This window comes from Arthrobacter sp. TmtSoilC77 (genome assembly GCF_059739415.1).
In genome coordinates this window covers 1,099,796-1,119,129 of the sequence record NZ_AP046050.1, presented here as the reverse complement: position 1 = coordinate 1,119,129, position 19,334 = coordinate 1,099,796, and the positions used below count along the sequence as shown (strand labels likewise).

Annotated in this window: 16 protein-coding genes and 1 tRNA gene; 9 read left to right on the top strand and 8 right to left on the bottom strand. The window is 62.6% G+C overall.

Translation table 11 applies throughout. The annotated features are described in order from the left end of the window. Positions 1 to 5: 5 nt before the first annotated feature. Together pcrA and AC6I99_RS05260 are read right to left on the bottom strand one after the other, a co-directional pair. Entirely contained in the window at positions 6 to 2,558 is a 2,553-nt protein-coding gene (gene pcrA, locus AC6I99_RS05265; protein ID WP_309926957.1) for a DNA helicase PcrA, read from the bottom strand. A gap of 78 nt (positions 2,559 to 2,636) precedes the next feature. Next, positions 2,637 to 3,482: an inositol monophosphatase family protein gene (locus AC6I99_RS05260; RefSeq protein ID WP_497946131.1), complete on the bottom strand. Its 846-nt coding sequence runs from the start codon at positions 3,480 to 3,482 to the stop codon at positions 2,637 to 2,639. A 33-nt stretch (positions 3,483 to 3,515) separates the two neighbouring features. Here AC6I99_RS05260 and AC6I99_RS05255 point away from each other — a divergent pair, with 33 nt between their 5' ends. Beyond that, positions 3,516 to 4,142 (top strand): hypothetical protein, encoded by a 627-nt coding sequence (locus AC6I99_RS05255; RefSeq protein ID WP_224166577.1) that lies wholly within the window; start codon positions 3,516 to 3,518, stop codon positions 4,140 to 4,142. Here AC6I99_RS05255 and AC6I99_RS05250 read toward each other — a convergent pair. Together AC6I99_RS05250 and AC6I99_RS05245 are read right to left on the bottom strand one after the other, a co-directional pair. Next, positions 4,081 to 4,896, bottom strand: a complete 816-nt coding sequence (locus tag AC6I99_RS05250; RefSeq protein ID WP_497946135.1) for a DUF998 domain-containing protein — start codon at positions 4,894 to 4,896, stop codon at positions 4,081 to 4,083. The two genes, AC6I99_RS05255 and AC6I99_RS05250, sit on opposite strands and share 62 nt — an antisense overlap. Positions 4,897 to 5,439: 543 nt before the next feature. Further along, positions 5,440 to 6,231: a DUF998 domain-containing protein gene (locus AC6I99_RS05245; protein WP_497946138.1), complete on the bottom strand. Its 792-nt coding sequence runs from the start codon at positions 6,229 to 6,231 to the stop codon at positions 5,440 to 5,442. 106 nt (positions 6,232 to 6,337) lie between these two features. On the opposite strand from AC6I99_RS05245, the gene AC6I99_RS05240 reads away from it, so the two are divergent. The 3 genes from AC6I99_RS05240 to AC6I99_RS05230 all read left to right on the top strand — a co-directional run bounded on the left by AC6I99_RS05240 (position 6,338) and on the right by AC6I99_RS05230 (position 7,295). After that, positions 6,338 to 6,410, top strand: a tRNA-Arg gene (locus AC6I99_RS05240). Between the two features lies 1 nt (position 6,411). Continuing rightward, positions 6,412 to 6,873 (top strand): DUF6314 family protein, encoded by a 462-nt coding sequence (locus AC6I99_RS05235; RefSeq protein ID WP_497946140.1) that lies wholly within the window; start codon positions 6,412 to 6,414, stop codon positions 6,871 to 6,873. Next, positions 6,870 to 7,295 carry an NUDIX hydrolase gene (locus AC6I99_RS05230; protein WP_497946143.1) on the top strand — a complete coding sequence of 142 codons (426 nt, stop codon included), beginning with the start codon at positions 6,870 to 6,872 and terminating at the stop codon, positions 7,293 to 7,295. Before AC6I99_RS05235 ends, AC6I99_RS05230 begins: the two co-directional genes overlap by 4 nt. A gap of 48 nt (positions 7,296 to 7,343) precedes the next feature. On the opposite strand, the gene AC6I99_RS05225 is transcribed toward AC6I99_RS05230, so the two are convergent. Both AC6I99_RS05225 and AC6I99_RS05220 read right to left on the bottom strand, forming a co-directional pair. Beyond that, positions 7,344 to 9,260, bottom strand: a complete 1,917-nt coding sequence (locus tag AC6I99_RS05225) for an ABC transporter ATP-binding protein (RefSeq protein ID WP_309926945.1) — start codon at positions 9,258 to 9,260, stop codon at positions 7,344 to 7,346. 2 nt (positions 9,261 to 9,262) lie between these two features. Next, positions 9,263 to 10,924, bottom strand: coding sequence for an ABC-F family ATP-binding cassette domain-containing protein (locus AC6I99_RS05220; protein WP_224166571.1), 1,662 nt, complete (start codon positions 10,922 to 10,924; stop codon positions 9,263 to 9,265). A 279-nt stretch (positions 10,925 to 11,203) separates the two neighbouring features. Here AC6I99_RS05220 and AC6I99_RS05215 point away from each other — a divergent pair, with 279 nt between their 5' ends. From AC6I99_RS05215 to AC6I99_RS05195, 5 genes are all read left to right on the top strand, one after another. Then, complete coding sequence (locus AC6I99_RS05215; RefSeq protein ID WP_309926942.1) at positions 11,204 to 11,926, top strand: hypothetical protein; 723 nt, start codon at positions 11,204 to 11,206, stop codon at positions 11,924 to 11,926. Then, positions 11,923 to 12,630 (top strand): hypothetical protein, encoded by a 708-nt coding sequence (locus AC6I99_RS05210; RefSeq protein ID WP_309926940.1) that lies wholly within the window; start codon positions 11,923 to 11,925, stop codon positions 12,628 to 12,630. The genes AC6I99_RS05215 and AC6I99_RS05210 overlap by 4 nt, the downstream gene beginning before the upstream one ends. 242 nt (positions 12,631 to 12,872) lie before the next feature. Continuing rightward, positions 12,873 to 13,688, top strand: coding sequence for an amino acid ABC transporter substrate-binding protein (locus tag AC6I99_RS05205; protein ID WP_309926938.1), 816 nt, complete (start codon positions 12,873 to 12,875; stop codon positions 13,686 to 13,688). After that, positions 13,689 to 14,348 carry an amino acid ABC transporter permease gene (locus AC6I99_RS05200; protein WP_224093714.1) on the top strand — a complete coding sequence of 220 codons (660 nt, stop codon included), beginning with the start codon at positions 13,689 to 13,691 and terminating at the stop codon, positions 14,346 to 14,348. Beyond that, entirely contained in the window at positions 14,335 to 15,168 is an 834-nt protein-coding gene (locus tag AC6I99_RS05195) for an amino acid ABC transporter ATP-binding protein (protein ID WP_309926934.1), read from the top strand. The genes AC6I99_RS05200 and AC6I99_RS05195 overlap by 14 nt, the downstream gene beginning before the upstream one ends. A 102-nt stretch (positions 15,169 to 15,270) precedes the next feature. Here the strand turns inward: AC6I99_RS05195 and AC6I99_RS05190 are convergent, their stop codons facing one another. Next, positions 15,271 to 18,297, bottom strand: a complete 3,027-nt coding sequence (locus tag AC6I99_RS05190) for an alpha-mannosidase (protein ID WP_309926932.1) — start codon at positions 18,295 to 18,297, stop codon at positions 15,271 to 15,273. Between the two features lie 170 nt (positions 18,298 to 18,467). After that, positions 18,468 to 19,334, bottom strand: a complete 867-nt coding sequence (gene fdhD, locus AC6I99_RS05185) for a formate dehydrogenase accessory sulfurtransferase FdhD (RefSeq protein ID WP_224093708.1) — start codon at positions 19,332 to 19,334, stop codon at positions 18,468 to 18,470.

Below are 19,334 nucleotides of genomic sequence, written 5' to 3'. Positions count from 1 at the left end.
AGGCGTCAGGCATCCAGTTTGGTCAGGGGCGCGTACCGCAGCAGCAGGCGCTTCTCACCGACGTCGAACTTCACCTTGGCGACTGTCTTGTCACCCGAGCCTTCGACTCCGAGCACAACGCCGTTGCCGAAGCTTGTGTGGTTGACCTTGTCCCCCACCACCACGGAAATGACTTCCTTTTGCGGCTGCACCCGGTTGCGTGCGACGGCGGCCGGGACGTCGGCGTCGAAACCGGCAGTTGGGCTGGCGGCAACCCCGCGTGACGTGCCTGCACCCCAGAAAGAGCCGCCGTAGCGATTGGAGCCGATGGGAGCATTTCCCCAACCGCCACCTGCCGCTTGCCGGCTCATGCCTTCACGTTTCCAGTCCACCAGCTCGGAGGGAATCTCCTCCAGGAACTGGCTGGCGGGGTTGTATTGGCTTTGGCCCCACATGCTGCGCACCTCGGAGCGCGTGACGTAGAGCCGTTTGCGTGCACGGGTAAGGCCCACGTAGGCCAGGCGGCGTTCTTCGGCCAGTTCCTTGGGGTCCGTGGCCGAGCGCTGATGCGGGAAGATCCCGTGCTCCATGCCGGTCAGGAAGACCACCGGGAACTCCAGGCCTTTGGCCGTGTGCAACGTCATGAGCGTGACAACGCCCATGCGCTTGGCTTCGGCCACCGCGGCGTCAATGTCCCCGCCGGGAGCATCAGGAATTTGGTCGGCGTCGGCCACCAGGGAAACCTGCTCCAGGAATTCGCCCAGCGAACCGTCCGGGTTGTCGCGTTCATACTCGCGGACTACGGCCACCAATTCGGCGAGGTTCTCCACGCGGGACTCGTCCTGGGGATCGTTGCTCGCGCGCAAACCGGCAAGATATCCGGTCTGCTCGAGGACAGCCTCCAGGGCTGCGGCAGCACCGGACCCGGAAGCCACCTCAGCAAGGTCATCCAGCAGCTTCACAAAGCCAAGGACGGCGTTCACCGAACGCGTTGCCATGCCGGGCGCCTGGTCAGCACGACGGGCGGCAGCCATAAAGGACGTCCGCTCGCGTTCAGCCAAGGCAGCGACGGCACCCTCGGCGCGGTCGCCGATCCCCCGTTTGGGTTCGTTCAGGACACGGCGGAGATTGACGTCGTCGTCAGGGTTCACAAGGACGCGCAGGTAAGCCAGGGCGTCTTTGATTTCCTTGCGTTCGTAGAACCGCGTGCCGCCCACAACTTTGTACGGCAGGCCCACCCGGACCAGCACGTCTTCAATGGACCTTGACTGGGCGTTGGTGCGGTAGAAGATGGCGACATCGCCAGGACGCAGCCCTTCCTCGTCCTGAAGCCGGTCAATTTCCTTGGCGATGAACTGGGCTTCGTCGTGCTCGTTCTCTCCGACGTAGCCCACGATCTTCTCGCCGTCTCCTTCTGCCGTCCACAGCCGCTTTTCCTGGCGGTTGGGGTTCCGGGAAATCACGGAGTTGGCGGCGGTGAGGATGTTCTGCGTGGAGCGGTAGTTTTGCTCCAGCTTGATGGTGCGCGCATTGGGGTAGTCGGCTTCGAACTCCACGATGTTGCGGATGTCCGCACCACGGAATGCGTAGATGGACTGATCGGAGTCTCCCACCACCGTGAGTTCGCTGGGCTCCACGTCAGTATCAGTGCCCAGGCCAACGATTTCCCTCACCAGGGCGTACTGGGCGTGGTTGGTGTCCTGGTACTCATCCACCAGCACGTGCCGGAAGCGACGGCGGTACGACTCGGCGAGCGCGGGGAAGGCCCGGAACATGTAGACGGTCTCCGCGATGAGGTCATCGAAGTCCATGGCGTTGGCTTGGCGCAGGCGCTGGGTGTAGCCCTTGAACACGTCAGCCACGGCTTGCTCGAAGGGGTCGTTGTGGTTTGCCGAGGAGACATAGGAGTCGGCGTCGATGAGCTCGTTCTTAAGAGCGGAGATCTTGTGCTGGATGGCCTTGGGCGGGAACTTCTTGGGATCAAGGTCCAGGTTCTTGGACACAAGTGTGATCAGGCGCAGGGAATCCGCGGAGTCGTAGATGGAGAAGTTCGAGTTCAGGCCCACATTTGCAGCCTCGCGGCGCAGGATGCGAACACAGGAGGAGTGGAACGTGGAGATCCACATGGCCTTGGCCCGCCCACCCACCAGGGCTTCGATACGTTCGCGCATCTCCGCGGCGGCCTTGTTGGTAAAGGTGATTGCCAGGATTTCGCCGTGGTGGGCACGCTTGGTGGCGATCAGGTAGGCGATCCGGTTACTCAACACACGGGTTTTGCCTGAGCCCGCACCCGCAACGATCAGCAACGGACTGCCGGCGTGCTTCACGGCTTCTTCCTGCTGTGGGTTCAAGCCTTGGAGGAGGGCGTCGGCGGACGGAAGCCTACCGGCCTCCTGGTTACCCCAACCACCGGAGGCAGGACGTTCATTTGTTCCAGTGCTGGACCCACCGCTGCCCTCACCGAACCGGGCACGGGATGCGCCGCCGCCCGCGTGCGAAAGCTCCGGGGCAGCCTTGGTAGCGGCTTTGGAGCCTGCGTTGAAGGGGCCGTCTGCGTAGGGGTCGAACAACATATCCATGGTGACTACCAGTCTAGGCGGTGCCTCTGACACTCAAGGGCCACCCCCAACGAGAGCACCGCCCAGGCGATCAAAAAACTACGCAAACTGCGGTACTGAGGTGAGGGCCCCACTCAGCTCGCGGACCGCCGTCGGGCCTCCTGCGATGAACCAGTTAATCCCGTTGACCTGCACGACGGCGGTGTCGCCGCCTGCAGCGCGGACGATCGCCTTGCCTGGGAGCCAGTCCCATTCCGGGCAGCTGTGCTGGAACCAGCAGCCGAGTTCGCCATCAGCCACACGGCCGAGGTCGCACGAGCCTGAACCGAACATCCGCAGTGATGCGGCGGAGACGGCAGCGGCATGCCAGGGCATGGCAGTGCGGGGGTCCGCCAACCAGGTGGGGTGGATGTAGGTTGCTGCGCAGATTTGGCCAACAGAGAGGTCTCCGGAACCTGAAATGCGTTCTCCGTTCAGGCTGGCCGGATGCTCTTCGCCGCCTAGCCAGAGCTTGTCCAGTTCGGGCTGGTAGATGGCCCCGAGCACTACGGAGGGATCAGCAACGGGATTGCCGCCGTGATCTGAATCGTCGCGTTTAAGGGCAATGGCCGAGCACCAGTACGTGGAGCCATGCAGGAAGTTGTAGGTTCCATCCACAGGATCGATCACCCAGGTCCGGCCACTGGTACCGGCAACAGAAGTGCCTTCCTCGCCCAGGATGCCATCCTCCGGGCGGCAGCGTTGCAACTGTTCCAAGACGTAAGCCTCGGCCGCATGGTCGGCTGCCGTGACGACGTCGGACACTGACGTCTTGCGCGTGCCCTGTAGTCCGCCCATCCGCATGAGCAGCGCCAGTTGCCCTGCCTCGCGGACCAGCGCGGTGGCCAATTGGTAGTCATCAAGTGATGGATCGAGTTCAGTTGCGGTGTGCCTGCCGGTGGTCATGGTCCCAGCTTATGTGGCGGGATAATGAATGACATGGCCAAGACACCAGCGCAGCGCATCAAGAAGCACGGAGCCAAGGCGGTGGTCCCTGAGCACACCCTCCCACCCGTGATCAATCCCACCACGCGGCGGACCCCCGAGAAGGCGCAGAGCAACTCCAAGCTGATTGTCATCGCAGGAGTTGTGGCCAGCTTGTTCCTGTTCTGGTACCTGCACTTGTTGACGCTGAACCAAATGACGCAGCTTTCAGGCGGGCTCGCCATGCCGGATTCGCTGATCGGCGGGTTCTCCCAGGACTACGTCGCCCAGCTTCGCGCCGCGATGGACGAGGCCGCCAGAGGCCAGTTGAACTACGTCCATAAGACTGCCGGCACGCTCTTTCCGCTGATCTTCGGCTTCAGTTGGCTCCTGCTCATCGGCACCAACGTTGCCCGAAAGTCGTGGCGCTGGGCATTGTGGGCCGCTCCCCTGCTTTTCGCCGTGGCTCACTTGTGGTCCAACGTCGCCATTGATTCGATGCTGGCTACGGAAACGCCCGACGCCGGTCAGGTTGCCCTGGCCTCCGCCGTCACCATTGCGTCGTGGGTACTGTTCCTGATCAGCCTGCTGTGCGGCGTGGCGGCTGTGTTCCTTGGACGGAAGAACGCGAAACAGCCCTGACAGCTTTCCGTTCCCTTGTGACGCGGTGAGCCACTATCAGGCCCACCAAGGACAACCCCAGGATGATCGGATACGCCATGGTGCGCTCGATGGCGCCCGGCTCCTCGACGCGCAACTGCACCGCAAGGACGTAGATGGTTGCTCCCAGGGAAACAACCCCGAACAAGAGCACCATCCCCCACATCTGCGTGTGCCCCCGCCATACCAGACCCAGTATCACCAAGGACAGGGGTCCGGCGATGAAGTACAGTCCCGCGCCGGTCAGATGCAGCGCCAGGTCGGTGTCTTCCGGGATCAGGCCAACCATTGCCTGGCCGATGCCCGCTACGAGGACCAGCACCCTGACTGCCCCGGCCGCAATCCAGGGAAATGCCGCGGCTGGTGATGCCATTCCCGGCCGGATAACCCGGGCACCGGATTCAGCCGCCACAGAGAGGACAGCCGAGCTCAACAGCACCGCCCCGAGGACCATGGCAACCCCTTGGAGCACGAACGAGGCATTCATCAGCCAATTAAGCGGCGAGCACACCTCGTAACCGTTGAAGGGACCGCAGTGGGCCGCGCCAAGATCACTGATGACGTGGGCGCGCCGGTCATAGCCTGGATTGCCTTGCCACACAGCCATCGCCATGGCTTCCACCACGAAATAGTGGATGAGGGTAATCGCGGCCCAACCCCCAATCAGCTCGCGCCGGCCAGCGAGGTCAGGCAGAAGTCCCCGGTCCCTGCCGAGCGGACCACCCGCCGTCGTCATAGCGTCAGAATAGTCCCGGAGTCCCGCGGACGCACGCTTTCAACGGCACTGACGGCTGACGGCTGACGCCGGATGCGCAAGGCGGAGGAAGCGGGCAAAATAAAAACGATAGTGTTATCCCAGTGGGCCAACCGCCCACCCCTTCGTTAAAACAATTGACCCGCCGGCAAGCGGGTCATTGTTTAGGCGCAGGGCACCTATGTTGTGCGATCAAGGGTCTAGTCCTTGGTGCTCACACATCAAGACTAGGCCCCCGAGCGGATTTTCTCTAATGACGCGCTTGCAGAATTTGGGCAAGTGGCATTCTTATGGTCCGTGATTGCACCTTTTCCTACGGGAGGAGGTGTCCGATGACTTCGAAGCGAAAGCGCGAGAAGCCTTGGGGCGCTTTGAACCTTATGGTGAATGTCATCCGACTTTCGGTTGACCTGATCCGCTGGTTCTGGCAGAGCATCCCCTAACCGGGAGCGGTGGCTGTGGCATCCGTCCACGGTCACCGTCCCGCTCCTGCCCCCCCAGGGCAGTTTTACCGCAGGACCGGATTTACCGCAGGGCCTTCGCCGCTTTCCGCACCGTTTGCACGCGCTGGGCGATGACCAGGCCGGCAGCTGCCAAGCCAATGGTGACCGGGTAGCCCATCAGTCTCTCCAGTGTTCCGGGCTGGGGCACCTCCATTCCCGTGATCCCGCCAACGATGAGTGCCCCGATACAGAGGGCGCCGCAGGCGGCGATGAACCAGCTCATCGGGGTCTGCCGGAACCAGAGGATGCCCAGCAGAAGCAATGCGAAGCCACCGCCGACGAAGAACATGAGGGCGCCGGCAAAATGCCATGGGGAGCCCACATCCTCTGGAACCAGGCCAACGATGACCGTCCCGGCGCCTGAAACACCCGTGAGTATTCGGATGGCCACAGCCATGATCCATGGTTTGGCCAAGACCCGGGTCCGGGGCTCTTTGTCGGCTGTGGCGGTGTGGAAGCGCTGGGCATGCACACCTGGACGCGCTGCCACGCACAAAAGCCCTGCTGTCAGGAACACCGCACCAAGGATCAATGCCAGGCCCTGCACTACAAAAGAGGCGTTCATCAGCCCATGTAAAGGGGAGCAGACTGCCCGGTCTTCGTAGACCCCGCACGATACTGCGCCGAGGTCGCTGATGAACCCGGTAGCTCTGCTGTAGGGTTCAGGACCGGCCCAGGCCTCGATGACAGCAGCCTCGGCAACGAAATACTGGACCACACTCAACTGGGCCCAGCCGCCAATGTTTGCCCGTGTCGCGCGGACATCCGGGAGGAATGTGCCGGTGGTTTCCGGTGGTGTCGCATGCCCTCTCATGACGGCCAGCCTAGCCGTGTTCGGGCACTGGCCCGGCAGCTTGTATGCTTGTAGTCGTGTCCGGCCAAGGAGCTCCGTAACGGTACTCCCGGGGATGGACACGCAGGCCCTCGTAGCTCAGTGGATAGAGCACGGCTCTCCTAAAGCCGGTGTCGTTGGTTCGATTCCAATCGAGGGCACTTGAACCAGCAGCAGCCCATCCAGGACTTGCGTGCCTATTTGGCCGGCACGTGGAATGTGGAGCGGACTCTCCTGGACAGGGCCTCCGGCACCCGCGGAACTTTTACCGGCGTCGTGCAGTACACGGAAGAGCCCGACGGCGATGGCCTTCACTACCGCGAAGACGGAACCATGCACTGGCCCACCCACACAGGCCCGGCGTTCCGCGAGTATCTCCTCAAGCCAGGCCCTGGACCAAATTCCATGGACGTCTTCTTCCCCGATGGCCGGCCATTCCATGTGATGAGCTTTGCGGAGCAGGCCAACCAGGACAAACATTGGTGCGATCCCGATGACTATTACGTGAAGTACACCTGGGAAGGCCCGGATGCGTTCAGTTTCACCTGGGATGTCCGCGGTCCCGCAAAGGATCTGCTGCTGGAATCGCATCTGGTCCGAACGAACGCCGGGAGGCAAGCATGAGCATTACTGATGTGATCGTGGTCAGCGCCGTGTGCGTTTACAACAAGGAGGGCCAGCTTCTGACCGTCCGCAAACGGGGCACGGACAAATTCATGCACCCGGGCGGCAAACCCGAGTCCGGTGAAACAGCTGCCGAGGCTGCGTCCCGCGAGTTGCTCGAGGAAGTGGGCATCGAGATCGCCCCGTGGGAGCTTGAACCCCTGGGCGCCTGGCTCGCGGTGGCTGCCAACGAGGCCGCAACCAACATTGAGGCCACAGTTTTCACGGCTCCTGGAACCTGGGAAGCGCACCCTTCCGCCGAGATCGCCGAGGTCCGTTGGCTGGACCTCACAGCATCTCTGCCCGGGGATCTCGCACCACTGCTGACGGACCACGTCCTTCCTGCCCTCGCCTCGCCTCGCCTAAGTAGGTCACCCAAGTAGGTCGCATTTGTGCGCGTTTTGAGCACTCAAAACGCGCACAAATGCGACTCAGTTGGGCTCCGGAACAGCTTCCTCGGCCACCGCCGTGGCTTCCGCGAACTGGGTCCGGTACAACTCGGCATAGCGGCCGTCGGCAACAAGCAACTCCGTGTGCGTGCCGCGTTCCACGATCCTGCCGTCCTCTACCACCAGGATGACGTCCGCGGCACGGATGGTGGACAGCCTGTGGGCAATCACGACGGCGGTACGCCCCTCGAGCGCTTCCCCCAAGGCTGCCTGGACGGCGGCTTCATTGGTGGAGTCCAGCGCTGCGGTTGCCTCATCAAGAATCACCACGCGCGGCTGCTTGATGAGCAAACGTGCGATGGTGAGACGTTGCCTTTCTCCACCGGAGAGCCGGTACCCACGCTCCCCAACAACTGTTTCCAGGCCGTCCGGAAGGGATCGGATCATGGGTTCCAGGCGTGCACGCCTGAGCACCTCCCACATGTCTTCTTCCGTGGCATCCGGCCGGGCCAGGCGCAGGTTGGAGGCAATGGTTTCGTGGAAAAGGTGGCCGTCCTGGGTCACCATTCCCAGGGTGTCCCGCAGGGAGTCAAAGCGGAGATCCCGGACATCCACGCCGGTGCCAGGTCCGCGCCCACCCAGACGCACGGCACCGGAATCGACGTCGTAGAGGCGGGACAGCAGTTGGGCCACTGTGGACTTTCCTGCGCCGGACGAGCCCACCAATGCCACTGTCTGGCCCGGCTCAACGCGGAAGCTGATACCGTGCAGCACTTCCTCGCCGCCGCGCGTGTCCAAGGTTGACACGTCTTCCAAGGAGGCGAGGGACACTTTGTCCGCCGACGGGTAGGAAAAGCGGACGTCGTGGAATTCCACGGCGACAGGTCCGGACGGAAGGGCCACCGCGTCCGGCTTTTCCGTGATGAGGGGTTGCAGGTCCAGGATCTCGAAGACCCGCTCGAAGCTGACAAGTGCGCTCATGATTTCCACGCGCGCGTTGGAGAGCGCGGTGAGCGGAGCGTAGAGACGCGTAAGGAGAAGGGCCAGGACCACAACATCGCCTGGCGCCAGTTGTCCACCGAGGGCAAGCCAGCCGCCCAATCCGTAAACGAGGGCCAGAGCCAAGGCCGAGACCAACGTCAGCGCGGTGACGAAGGTGAACTGCAGCATGGCGGTGCGGATGCCGATGTCACGCACGCGGCCGGCCCGGGCAGCAAACTCCCGGGATTCCTCGTCCGGCCTGCCGAAAAGTTTTACCAATGTGGCGCCGGGAGCGGAGAACCTTTCGGTCATCTGCGTACCCATGGCAGCGTTGTGTGCCGCTGCCTCGCGTCGGAGGTCCGCCAGTTTGGAACCCATGCGTCGGGCAGGTATGAGGAAGATCGGCAGCAACACCATGGCCAGGACGGTGACCAGCCAGGACGTGTTGAGCATGACCACAAGGGTCAAGGCGAGCGCCACGACGTTGCTCACCACGCCGGACAAGGTGCCTGCGAACGCTGACTGCGCCCCGATGACGTCGTTGTTCAGGCGGCTGACCAGCGCGCCGGTCCGTGTCCGGGTGAAGAAAGCGATGGGCATACGCTGCACATGGTCGAACACGCGGGTACGGAGGTCCACAATGACGCCCTCGCCGATGGTGGAGGACAGCCATCGGGTCACGAGTCCGATTCCAGCCTCGCCAACAGCCACAACCGCAATGAGGACGGCCAGCCAGATCACCGTGCCCACGCCTGCCTTGGCAATGATCGCGTCAACCACTTGCCCGGCAAGCACTGGCGTGGCGACGGCCAGGAAGGCTCCCGCAATCGAGGCGATGACGAAGGCTGTGAGCTTGCCCTTGTGGGGCGCGGCAAAGCCAAGCACGCGCTTCAGCGTTTCCTTCGAGAACGGTTGCGAGCCGCTCTGGGCACGCGTGATCTTGTGCAGCGAGCTCCAGGCAACGCCATCCATGCTCATGGTTACTTCTCCTGGCCGGGGATGTGGTGAAGCTCCTGGACACGGCCGTTTTCCAGGTGCCATCGCGAATCGAGCCGAACGTTCTCCAGCAGTCGCCGGTCGTGGGTGACCAGCAGGAGGGCGCCTTCGTAGCTTTCCAGCGCTTCTTCAAGTTGCTCGATCGCAGGGAGGTCAAGGTGGTTGGTGGGTTCATCCAGCACCAACAGGTTCACGCCCCGGGCCTGCAGGAGGGCCAGCGCGGCGCGCGTACGCTCCCCCGGGGACAGAGAGTCAACTGTCCGCGAGGTGTGGTCCGCTTTGAGGCCGAACTTGGCCAGGAGCGTGCGGACGTCGGCACTATTCCAGTCCACCAGCACAGCTTCGACGGCGTCGCCAAGCTGCCGTCCGCCGTCGAGCAGTCCGCGGGCCTGGTCGATTTCGCCGATGGCGACAGACGCGCCCATGGAGGCCTCGCCGTCGTCCGGTTTCCGGGTGCCCAGCAGCAAGCGCAGGAGAGTGGACTTACCGGCGCCGTTGGGCCCGGTGATGCCGATGCGCTCACCGCCGTTGAGTTGCAGGTTGACCGGTCCCAGCGTGAAATCGCCTTGCCGGACCACCACGTCACGAAGAGTGGCGACGACGGCACTTGAGCGGGGTGCCTGACCGATGCTGAACTGCAGTTGCCATTCCTTGCGCGGCTCCTCCACCTCGGTGAGGCGGGCGATACGCGACTCCATCTGGCGGACCTTCTGTGCCTGCTTTTCGGAAGACTCCGTGCTCGCTGCCCTGCGGATTTTGTCGTTGTCAGGGTTCTTCTTCATCGCATTGCGGACGCCCTGGGAGCTCCACTCGCGCTGGGTCCGTGCGCGGGACACAAGATCGGCCTTGGTGTTGGCAAACTCTTCGTAGCGTTCGCGGGCGTGGCGCTTGGCGACGGCGCGCTCTTCGAGGAATGCTTCGTAGCCGCCGTCGTAGACAGCCACGGAGTTCTGGGCGAGGTCCAGTTCCACTACGGTGGTGACGCAGCGGGCCAGGAACTCACGGTCGTGGGACACCAGAACCACTCCTCCGCGCAGGCCCTGCACGAACGCTTCCAGCCTGGCCAGGCCATCAAGGTCCAGGTCATTGGTGGGTTCATCAAGAAGAACAACATCGAAGCGGCTGAGCAGCAGCGCAGCCAAAGCAACCCGGGCAGCCTGCCCCCCGGAGAGCCCTGTCATGAGGGCATCGGTGCCAAGTTCAAGCCCAAGATCCGCCAATACAGCAGGAATGCGGTCCTCCAGGTCTGCTGCACCGGATGCCATCCAGCGGTCAAAGGCCAAAGAATATGCATCATCTGCTCCTGGAGCACCGGAACCGAGTGCCTCGGCTGTGGCCTCCATTTCTGCGGTGGCCTGTGCACAGCCCGTGCGGCGCGCAATGTATGCTGCGATGGTTTCGCCCGCGGTGCGCTCGTGTTCCTGGGGCAACCAGCCCACAAAGGCGTCCGACGGAGCCAGGCTGACGGTCCCCTCCTGCGGCTGGTCCACGCCTGAGAGGATGCGCAGAAGCGTGGATTTGCCAGCGCCGTTCGCTCCGACGACGCCCACCACATCACCCGGCGCAACGGTGAGGGAAAGCTTCGAAAAGAGCGTGCGGTGGCCGTGGCCACCGGCAAGATCCTTGGCCACCAAGGTTGCAGTCATTCTCTATTCCTCTCGCAGCGCCAACACGGCGCTCGCGTCTACATCACCAGCACGGCAAACAAGCGTGGGTTCATCTATCAAACGCGGCTTCCATGCCCGTGATTCCCAAGGGCATGGAAAAACCCGCTGGTCCGGACTTGGGGGGTGTACGGACCAACGGGTTCAAGCATCAAGCATAATTCAATGTGGCGTCGGCGTAAAATCAATCCGTACCTTCGCTCCGGTTCCTTTTTGGAAGATGCCGGACTTGCCCGTTTGAAATACCCCAGAAAGCCCTCCATGCCCTTACCGTCCAAGGCGTTCCAACGCTGGCTTCACGGCGTTGCACCCAACGCCAGCACAGCGGACGTCTGCAGGATTTCCGGGATAAAACGGACAACGCTGGCCCAACAGCTGGTCCGCGGCAAGGTGGCGGAGTCAACGCTGGTCAGCATCAGCCGGGGTTACCACATCAGTCCCGTCCAAGCCCTGGCCACGTTTGACCTCTACGCAGACCTTCGGGGCGATCCCGTCCCACCCACGCCTGATGAACTGGTGAGCCAGATAGCCACCATGGATTTGTTGCGCGCGGTGGTGGAACGCAGTGAGCCGGGGTCCGTCTCCGTCACGGGACTATCGCCAACACCGCACCCCACCGCGGTGCGCAACTGGGTGGATGCAATCGACGACGGCGAGTTGCGGCACCGGGTCAGCGAAGCCACCGGGATCGCACCACAGAACTTCTCCGCCCACCTGACAGCCAACAGGCTTCCTCCCGAGCTGGCCATCGCGACGTCGCGGGCTGCCGGCGTCGGACCGGCGGGCGGGCTGGTCGCCGGAGGGCTGATCACCGAAGCCGAAGCCGGCTGGTCGCCCAACGGACGCCAGGAAGCACTCGACCGGATGACGCTGGGCGAGCTGGTGACCCTGGCAGGCGAACGACTCCAGGCGCTGGGCAAAACGCTGCGCCGTCAGGAACAAGACCACGAACGAACTGAACGAATTTGGGAGAATCTCGGATGACGGCTGTCCTGCCTTGGGCAACGCTGATTGTGTGCCTGGCGATCACCATCGCGCGGATTCCGAGCCTGCTCAGGGGTGAGAACCGGGTGGTTTTCTACATTTTCGCGCTGATCACCCTGGATATCCTCCTCAGCATCGAAGGCCCGTACCTTGCCATCGATGCCCTGCTCGGCGGCGTTAACGTAACGAACCTGATTCTGCGGTTCCTGCTCTACGGCACCTTCCTGCTGATGGGCATCAAGATTGCCATGGGTTTCGCTTCCAGATCAGCGGAACGGGCTATTCGTGGCCCTTGGGGGCTGACGGTCCTGGGAATCACGGTGGCACTGACCACGTTCTTCTTTGCCATCACAGACACGCGCGGTTCCACGGTGGGCATGACAGGGCTGACCTGGGGACCATCCATGGAGGCTTACGCGGCTCTGGGCCGCTTCTATCCCGGATATGTATCAGCCTGTTTGTTGCCCGCAATCTGGCGGACCGTCGTAGGCCGCTACCCTGCGCTGCTGCGTGCCGCCTCGGCCCTCCTGTTTGTTGGGCTGGCGTTGCTGTTGCTGTCCCAGCTCTTCCCACTGATCCCGCTGGTGCACCTGTGGCTGCGTTCCCTGATTAACTACTCCGCCGTGCTGGCCACGGCCATTGGGCTCGCCGGGATCTGGTTTTCCAAGGCATTTGCCAGACGCAAAGCAAGACGCACAGCGTAAGACTTTCACAAAACCATTAGATCGTGGCACAATCATGAATGTGTGAACGCGGTTGCAGCCTGGCACCGGAATCAGAGAACGGGTTTCCGGTGAATGTGGCGCCCACGTGATCACAATTGGGGGGATGAGTGGTGGCGGGCTGTTGGGGACCGCCCCCACTCAGCCTTTTTAACCACCCCTTCCACAAGTCTCCAAGCCTTCCCTGCCGGGAATCCGCATTGGCCCGCGACTAAGATGGCTCCATGACCAGCCTTCGCTCCCGCCGTTCTCTTTTCGCCGCTACCCTGGCCGCCGCCGCCCTTGCGCTCTCTGCCTGCGGTGGCGGTCCCACTCCAGCCCAGTCCGGTGGCGATACATCCTTGTCCGATGTGAAATCCAAGGGCGAACTCGTCATCGCAACGGAAGGAACCTACCGCCCGTTCAGCTTCCATGCCGAGGGCGCTGGTGAACTGACGGGCTACGACGTCGAGATTGCCAAAGCGGTGGCTGAAAAGCTGGGCGTGAAGGCGAGCTTCCAAGAGACGCAATTTGATGGCATTTTTGCGGGCTTGGACGCCAAGCGCTTCGATACCATCGCCAACCAGATCTCCATCAATGCCGAGCGCAAAGCCAAGTACGAGTTCTCCAAGCCCTACACCGTCTCCACCGGCGTTGTAGTGACCAAGAAGGACAATTCCAGCATCAACAGCTTCGCCGACCTCAAGGGCAAGACCACCGCGCAGTCGCTGACCAGCAACTTCTACAAGATGGCCGTAGAGGCCGGCGCCAACGTTCAGGCAGTGGAAGGCTGGGCCCAGTCGGCCACCCTCGTACAGCAGGGACGCGTGGACGCAACGGTGAACGACAAACTCACCTACCTGGACTACGCGAAAACCACACCCGATTCCGGATTGAAGGTGGCCGCCGAAGCGCCGGACAAGACCGAGAGCGCCATGGTGTTCCGGAAGGGTTCCACAGAGCTGACCAAGGCTGTAGACAAGGCGCTGGATGACCTCCGGGCAGATGGAACCCTGACGAAGATCTCCGAAAAGTACTTCGGTGCGGATGTCACCAAATAAATGAACTGGGACCTCATCTGGAGTTCCTTCGGGCCGATCATCAGCGGTGCCGTAACGGGCACCATCCCCCTTACGCTGGCCTCCTTTGCTGTGGGCCTGGTGTTGGCCTTGGTGGTGGCGCTGTTGCGGCTGAGCTCGAATTGGCTGCTGTCCGGCATAGGTCGCTTCTACGTCTCGGTTATCCGGGGTACTCCTCTGCTGGTGCAGCTGTTCGTGATTTTCTTCGGCCTTCCCAGCATTGGCATCCGACTGGATCCCTGGCCGAGCGCCATCATCGCCTTCTCCTTGAACGTGGGCGGCTACGCTGCCGAGATCATCCGGGCTGCGATACTTTCAGTGCCCAAGGGACAATGGGAAGCCGGTCACACCATCGGGATGTCCCGCCCCCAAGCGCTGGTGCGCATCATCCTTCCGCAAGCGGCACGCGTGTCCGTTCCACCCTTGTCCAACACCTTCATTTCCCTGGTTAAGGACACTTCGCTCGCTTCACTCATCCTGGTCACTGAACTCTTCCGCAACGCCCAGCAAATCGCTGCGTTCAGCCAGGAGTTCATGGCCCTGTACCTGCAGGCAGCCCTGGTTTACTGGGTCATCTGCCTGGTCCTTTCCACCGCGCAGTCCGCCGTGGAACGGAGATTGGACCGTTATGTCGCCCACTGATGCACCTCAACAGCGCGAACCACGCGTCACCTCGGTCCTCAAGGCCCGGAACCTCGCTAAAGCCTTCGGCAACAACGTAGTGCTCCGCGACATCGATATCGACATCCGGCGCGGCCAGGTGGTGGCCCTCATCGGTCCCTCAGGTTCGGGCAAGACCACTGTCTTGCGCTCGCTTAACGGCCTTGAAATTCCCGACGCCGGTACTGTCACCTTTGGCGGCACGGGCCCCGGCTCCGGCCCTGCAAGCGAGACGTCTGACGGCCTCTCGATCGATTTCGGCGCCAAAGTGGGCAAGAGGGAGATCGCTGCGCTGCGGGACCGCAGTGCCATGGTGTTCCAGCACTACAACTTGTTCCCGCACATGACTGTCCTGAAGAACATCATCGAGGGTCCGGTCCAGGTACAGAAGCGCCCGAAGGCAGAGGCCATCGCTGAAGCCGAGCGATTGCTTGAGCGGGTTGGCCTGGCTGACAAGCGGGATGCTTATCCGTTCGAGCTCTCCGGCGGACAACAGCAGCGCGTGGGCATCGTCCGTGCGTTGGCGCTCCAGCCCCAGCTGCTGTTGTTCGACGAGCCAACCTCGGCATTGGATCCCGAGCTCGTCGGTGACGTCCTGGGCGTCATCAAGGAACTCGCCGAGGAAGGCTGGACCATGGTGATCGTGACGCATGAGTTGGCCTTCGCCCAACATGTGGCTGATGAGGTCATCTTCATGGATGGCGGCGTTGTGGTGGAGCGGGGCCCTGCTGCCGAAGTGCTGCGCGCACCCCGGCAGGAACGGACCAAGCTGTTCGTGAAGCGGCTCCAGCACGACGTCTAAAGCTCTTCGCGCGGTCGCCCCGGCCCGCCCAGCCACCAGGCCCACCCAGCCATCAGGCCACCCAGCCATCAGGCGCGCCCGGCCTTCAGGCGCGCCCAGCCTTTATCGGGCGAACCGCAAGGTGACCAATTGGAACGGGCGCAGGACCAGCTCGGCTGCGTCCTGCCCCACACTCACTCCAGGGGCCTCTACCGGCCGCTCCAGCAGGTCCGTGGCCAGGACGCCATGAGCTTCAAAATTGGCCCTGACAACACCGGCTGAGCGTTGTCCCAAGGATTCGTAAAGACGCACAATGACGTCTCCGGAGCCATCCTCAGCCAGCTTCACTGCCTCCACTACCAAGGCAGGGTTGGACACGGACAGCAGAGGTTCCACTGGCTTGGCACCAGTGACATAGCGGGGCTTCAAGTTGGTGCGGTAGCCCTCCTCCACGGCATCCCCGATCCCTGCTCCAGGCCTAAGGGACAGCTCAAGTGTGTGCTCGCCGCGGTCTGCTTCAGGGTCCGGGAACCTGGCGGAGCGCAGCAGCGAGACACGGACGGTGGTGGTCGTCCCCCCGTCTCCGCGGACAGCTCTGGTGACGTCGTGCCCGTAGCTGGAAGCGTTGCTGACGGCTACGCCATAACCAGGCTCGGCAACGTGGATCCAGCGATGCGCGCAGATCTCGAACTTCGCAGCATCCCATGATGTGTTCGTGTGGGTCGGCCGGAACACATGGCCAAACTGGGTCTCGGAGGCCGAGCGGTCCGCGCGGACATCCAGTGGGAAGGCTATCTTGAGCATCTTTTCGCGTTCTTGCCAGTCCACTGTGGTGGAGATCCCCAGCGACTCCGCACCGGCGTCGAGCGTTATCCGTTGCGTGATGGTGGAGGCACCAACCGTACGCTTGACCACCACGACGGCGCCTTCCTCCGTGCGCTCAAGATCGATGGTTTCCGCTTGGGTCAGTTGGGTGACGTTGCGCCGGTAGAACTCCTCGATGTCCCAGGCGTCCCATTCATTGGGAGTATCCCTGAACAGCTCAAGCAGGTTGCCGGGCTGACCGGGCACCATCGCCTCACGGCCAGTGGCATGGTCCATGAGCGAGGTCAGCAAGCCGTCGCTGTCCACGACAGCGCGGATGATTCCGTTGTCCAGGATGTAGCCGCCACCCTTCTCGCCGGCATCAACACCTGCCTCCGGTTTCACCGCTTCCCCAACGGCCAGTGCCGGCACGCCGCCCCTCTTGTGCGGGGCCGCATTGAGCAGGAACTGCTTGTCTCCTTGGCCGACAAGCGCCTGGGCGGCCTGGCCGATGATGACCTCGAGATCGCGGGCGATCGCCTCGTAATTCCGCTCGGCGTCCTGGTGGACCCACGCAATGGAACTGCCCGGCAGGATGTCGTGGAATTGCTGCAGGAGCACCAACCGCCAGAGCCTCTTGAGCTCCGTTTCGGGATAGGCATATGCCTCGCCAAGGCGCACTGCGGCCGTGGAGCACCACAGTTCTGCTTCACGCAATAGGTGTTCGCTGCGCCGATTGCCGCGCTTGGTCTTCGCCTGGCTGGTGTACGTTCCACGGTGCATCTCCAGGTACATCTCGCCCACCCACACCGGGAGGTTGCGGTACTCGGCTTCGGCCGCCGTGAAGAAGTCCTTGGCCGTGCCCATCCGGACCTTGGGCGAACCTTCAAGATCTGCGGTGCGGCGTGCTGCGGCCACCATCTCACGGGTTGGACCGCCACCGCCGTCGCCATAACCGAAGGGAACCAGTGACATGGTTCCGCGGCCGTGCTCACGGTAGTTGCGCTCCGCATGCGCAAGCTCGCGGGCGTGGAGCTCTGCGTTGTACGTGTCTACGGGCGGGAAATGAGTGAACAACCGGGTGCCATCAATGCCTTCCCAGGTGAAGGTGTGGTGCGGCATCAGGTTCACTTTGTTCCAGGAAATCTTCTGCGTAAGGAACCATCGCAAACCTGCCGACTTGACGATCTGTGGCAGTGCTCCCGAGTAACCGAAGGAATCGGGCAGCCATGCTTCCTGGCACTCCACGTCGAATTCCTTTTGGAAGAAGCTCTTGCCTTCCACGAACTGGCGCGCCATGGCCTCGCCACCGGGCATGTTGGTGTCCGATTCAACCCACATCCCACCGACGGGAACGAACTGCCCGGCCCTGACCTTTTCCCGGATGCGGACAAAGAGCTCGGGATAAAATTCCTTGATCCAGGCCATCTGCTGGGCTGAGGAGCACGAGAAGACGAAGTCGGGGTCCTCGTCCATGAGGGCCACCACGTTGGAAAACGTGCGGGCACACTTGCGGATGGTTTCACGGACAGGCCACAACCATGCAGAATCGATGTGCGCATGGCCAGTTGCCACAAGTTCGTGGGCCGAAGCATAGGCGGGCCGGCTCAGCACTTCTGCCAATGCCTCGCGGCCTGCGGCAGCCGTTCCCGCGACGTCATCCGGATCCATGATGTCCAGCATCCGTTCCAGGGCCCGAAGGATTTCGTGGCGGCGCGGCAGGTCCATGGGGAGCTCGTGCATGAGCCCGCTCAATGTCCAAACGTCCTGGTTGAGTTCCCACACCGTCTCGTTGAGTTCGGCAATGGCAATCCGGCCCAGGCGATACCGGGGTTCCCCGCCCGAGGTCGCCTTATCCCCCAAAAGGGTAGGCGCAAATGACCAACCCTGCGCCACATCCGGGTTGGCTGCCGCCTCAACATAGAAGTCAACGGACAATCCGCCGCCGAGCAGCTTCAGCGGAACGTGGTAGTTACGCGGCGAGATCGCTTTGATGATGCTGGCATCGGCACGCCAGGCCGTGCCTTCACATTGGAACCCCGGCACGTCGCTGTTGAAACCGAGGTCCACGATGATTTCCACCGCCGTCCCCTCGGCTGAACCCCAGCCTTCCGGAACTTCACCCTGGAGCCGGAGCCACTTGGTACTCCACGGCTTACCCCAAGGTGCCCCCGGCTCCTGGGGCGTGAAAAGCTGGCGCATTGCCTCCGCTGCGGGCACGGGTTCTCCGGGCGCGTCCCAGCTGCTCAGCTGCAGCGGGACGGACCTACCGTAAATGGCCGGAAGAAGACGTTCCCGAACGAATCGATCGAGACGCTGTTCAGTGATCCGGCGGTCGTCGTGCAATTAAAACCCCTTAGGCATTGGCTGGTGGCAAAGCGTCATGGCCGGCTGGCGGGCCGGTACGTGATGGACGGCGTTATTAGAGGACACGGCGATTCCAATCGATGGATAAAATCTACGTTGTTCCAGCTCAATAGCCAAGTGATCGAGGACTATCCGCAACGAATGGGGCCTCAGCCGGCCTCCACCCCTACGATCCTGTCCCTCCCCGCGTACACATTCAGGCTGGTACTGCGGCTGAAGCCCACCAACGTGATCCCCGTTTCGTCCGCGAGCTCGGCCGCCAGGCTCGATGGAGCACTGACCGCTGCAAGGACGGGAATGCCCGCCATGGCAGCCTTCTGGACGAGCTCGAACGACGCCCGGCCGGATACTTGAAGAACTGTTCCTTTCAGCGGCAGCTTGCCTGCCCGCAAAGCCCAACCCACCACTTTGTCCACGGCGTTGTGGCGGCCAACGTCTTCCCGCAGGCACAACAGCTCGGAAGTACCGTCGTCGTGAACCCTGAAAAGGCCCGCGGCATGGACGCCGCCTGTTTTGGCGAAGACCGCCTGCGCCTCACGCAACCGGTCCGGGAGGGCAGCCAGCGCTTTTACGGGGATGGTCACGTCGTCGTCCGCAGGACTGTGCCGCGAGGACTTCCGGACGGCGTCGATCGAGTCGGTGCCGCAAATGCCGCAGGAGCTTGAAGTGTAGACGTTACGGCCCGTATCCGGACGTTCGACGTCGGGTCGCAGCTGTGCGTCCACGACATTGAAGGTCTGTACGCCGTTCTCGTCCTCCCCTGCGCAGAAACGTTCGGAAACGAGTTGCCCCGGCTCCCAGATGATGCCCTCGGAAACAAGGAACCCCGCCACCAGGTCGAAGTCGTCTCCGGGGGTCCGCATGGTCACCGAGAACGACATATCGCCGAGGCGGATCTCCAGGGGCTCCTCGACCGCGAGGACGTCTTCTTTGTACCGGACAGGGTGTTCCAGGGCCTGGGGCGATCCGTCAAGAACGAACTTATGCAGCTTTCGGCGCTGGGTCACACGTCCCAT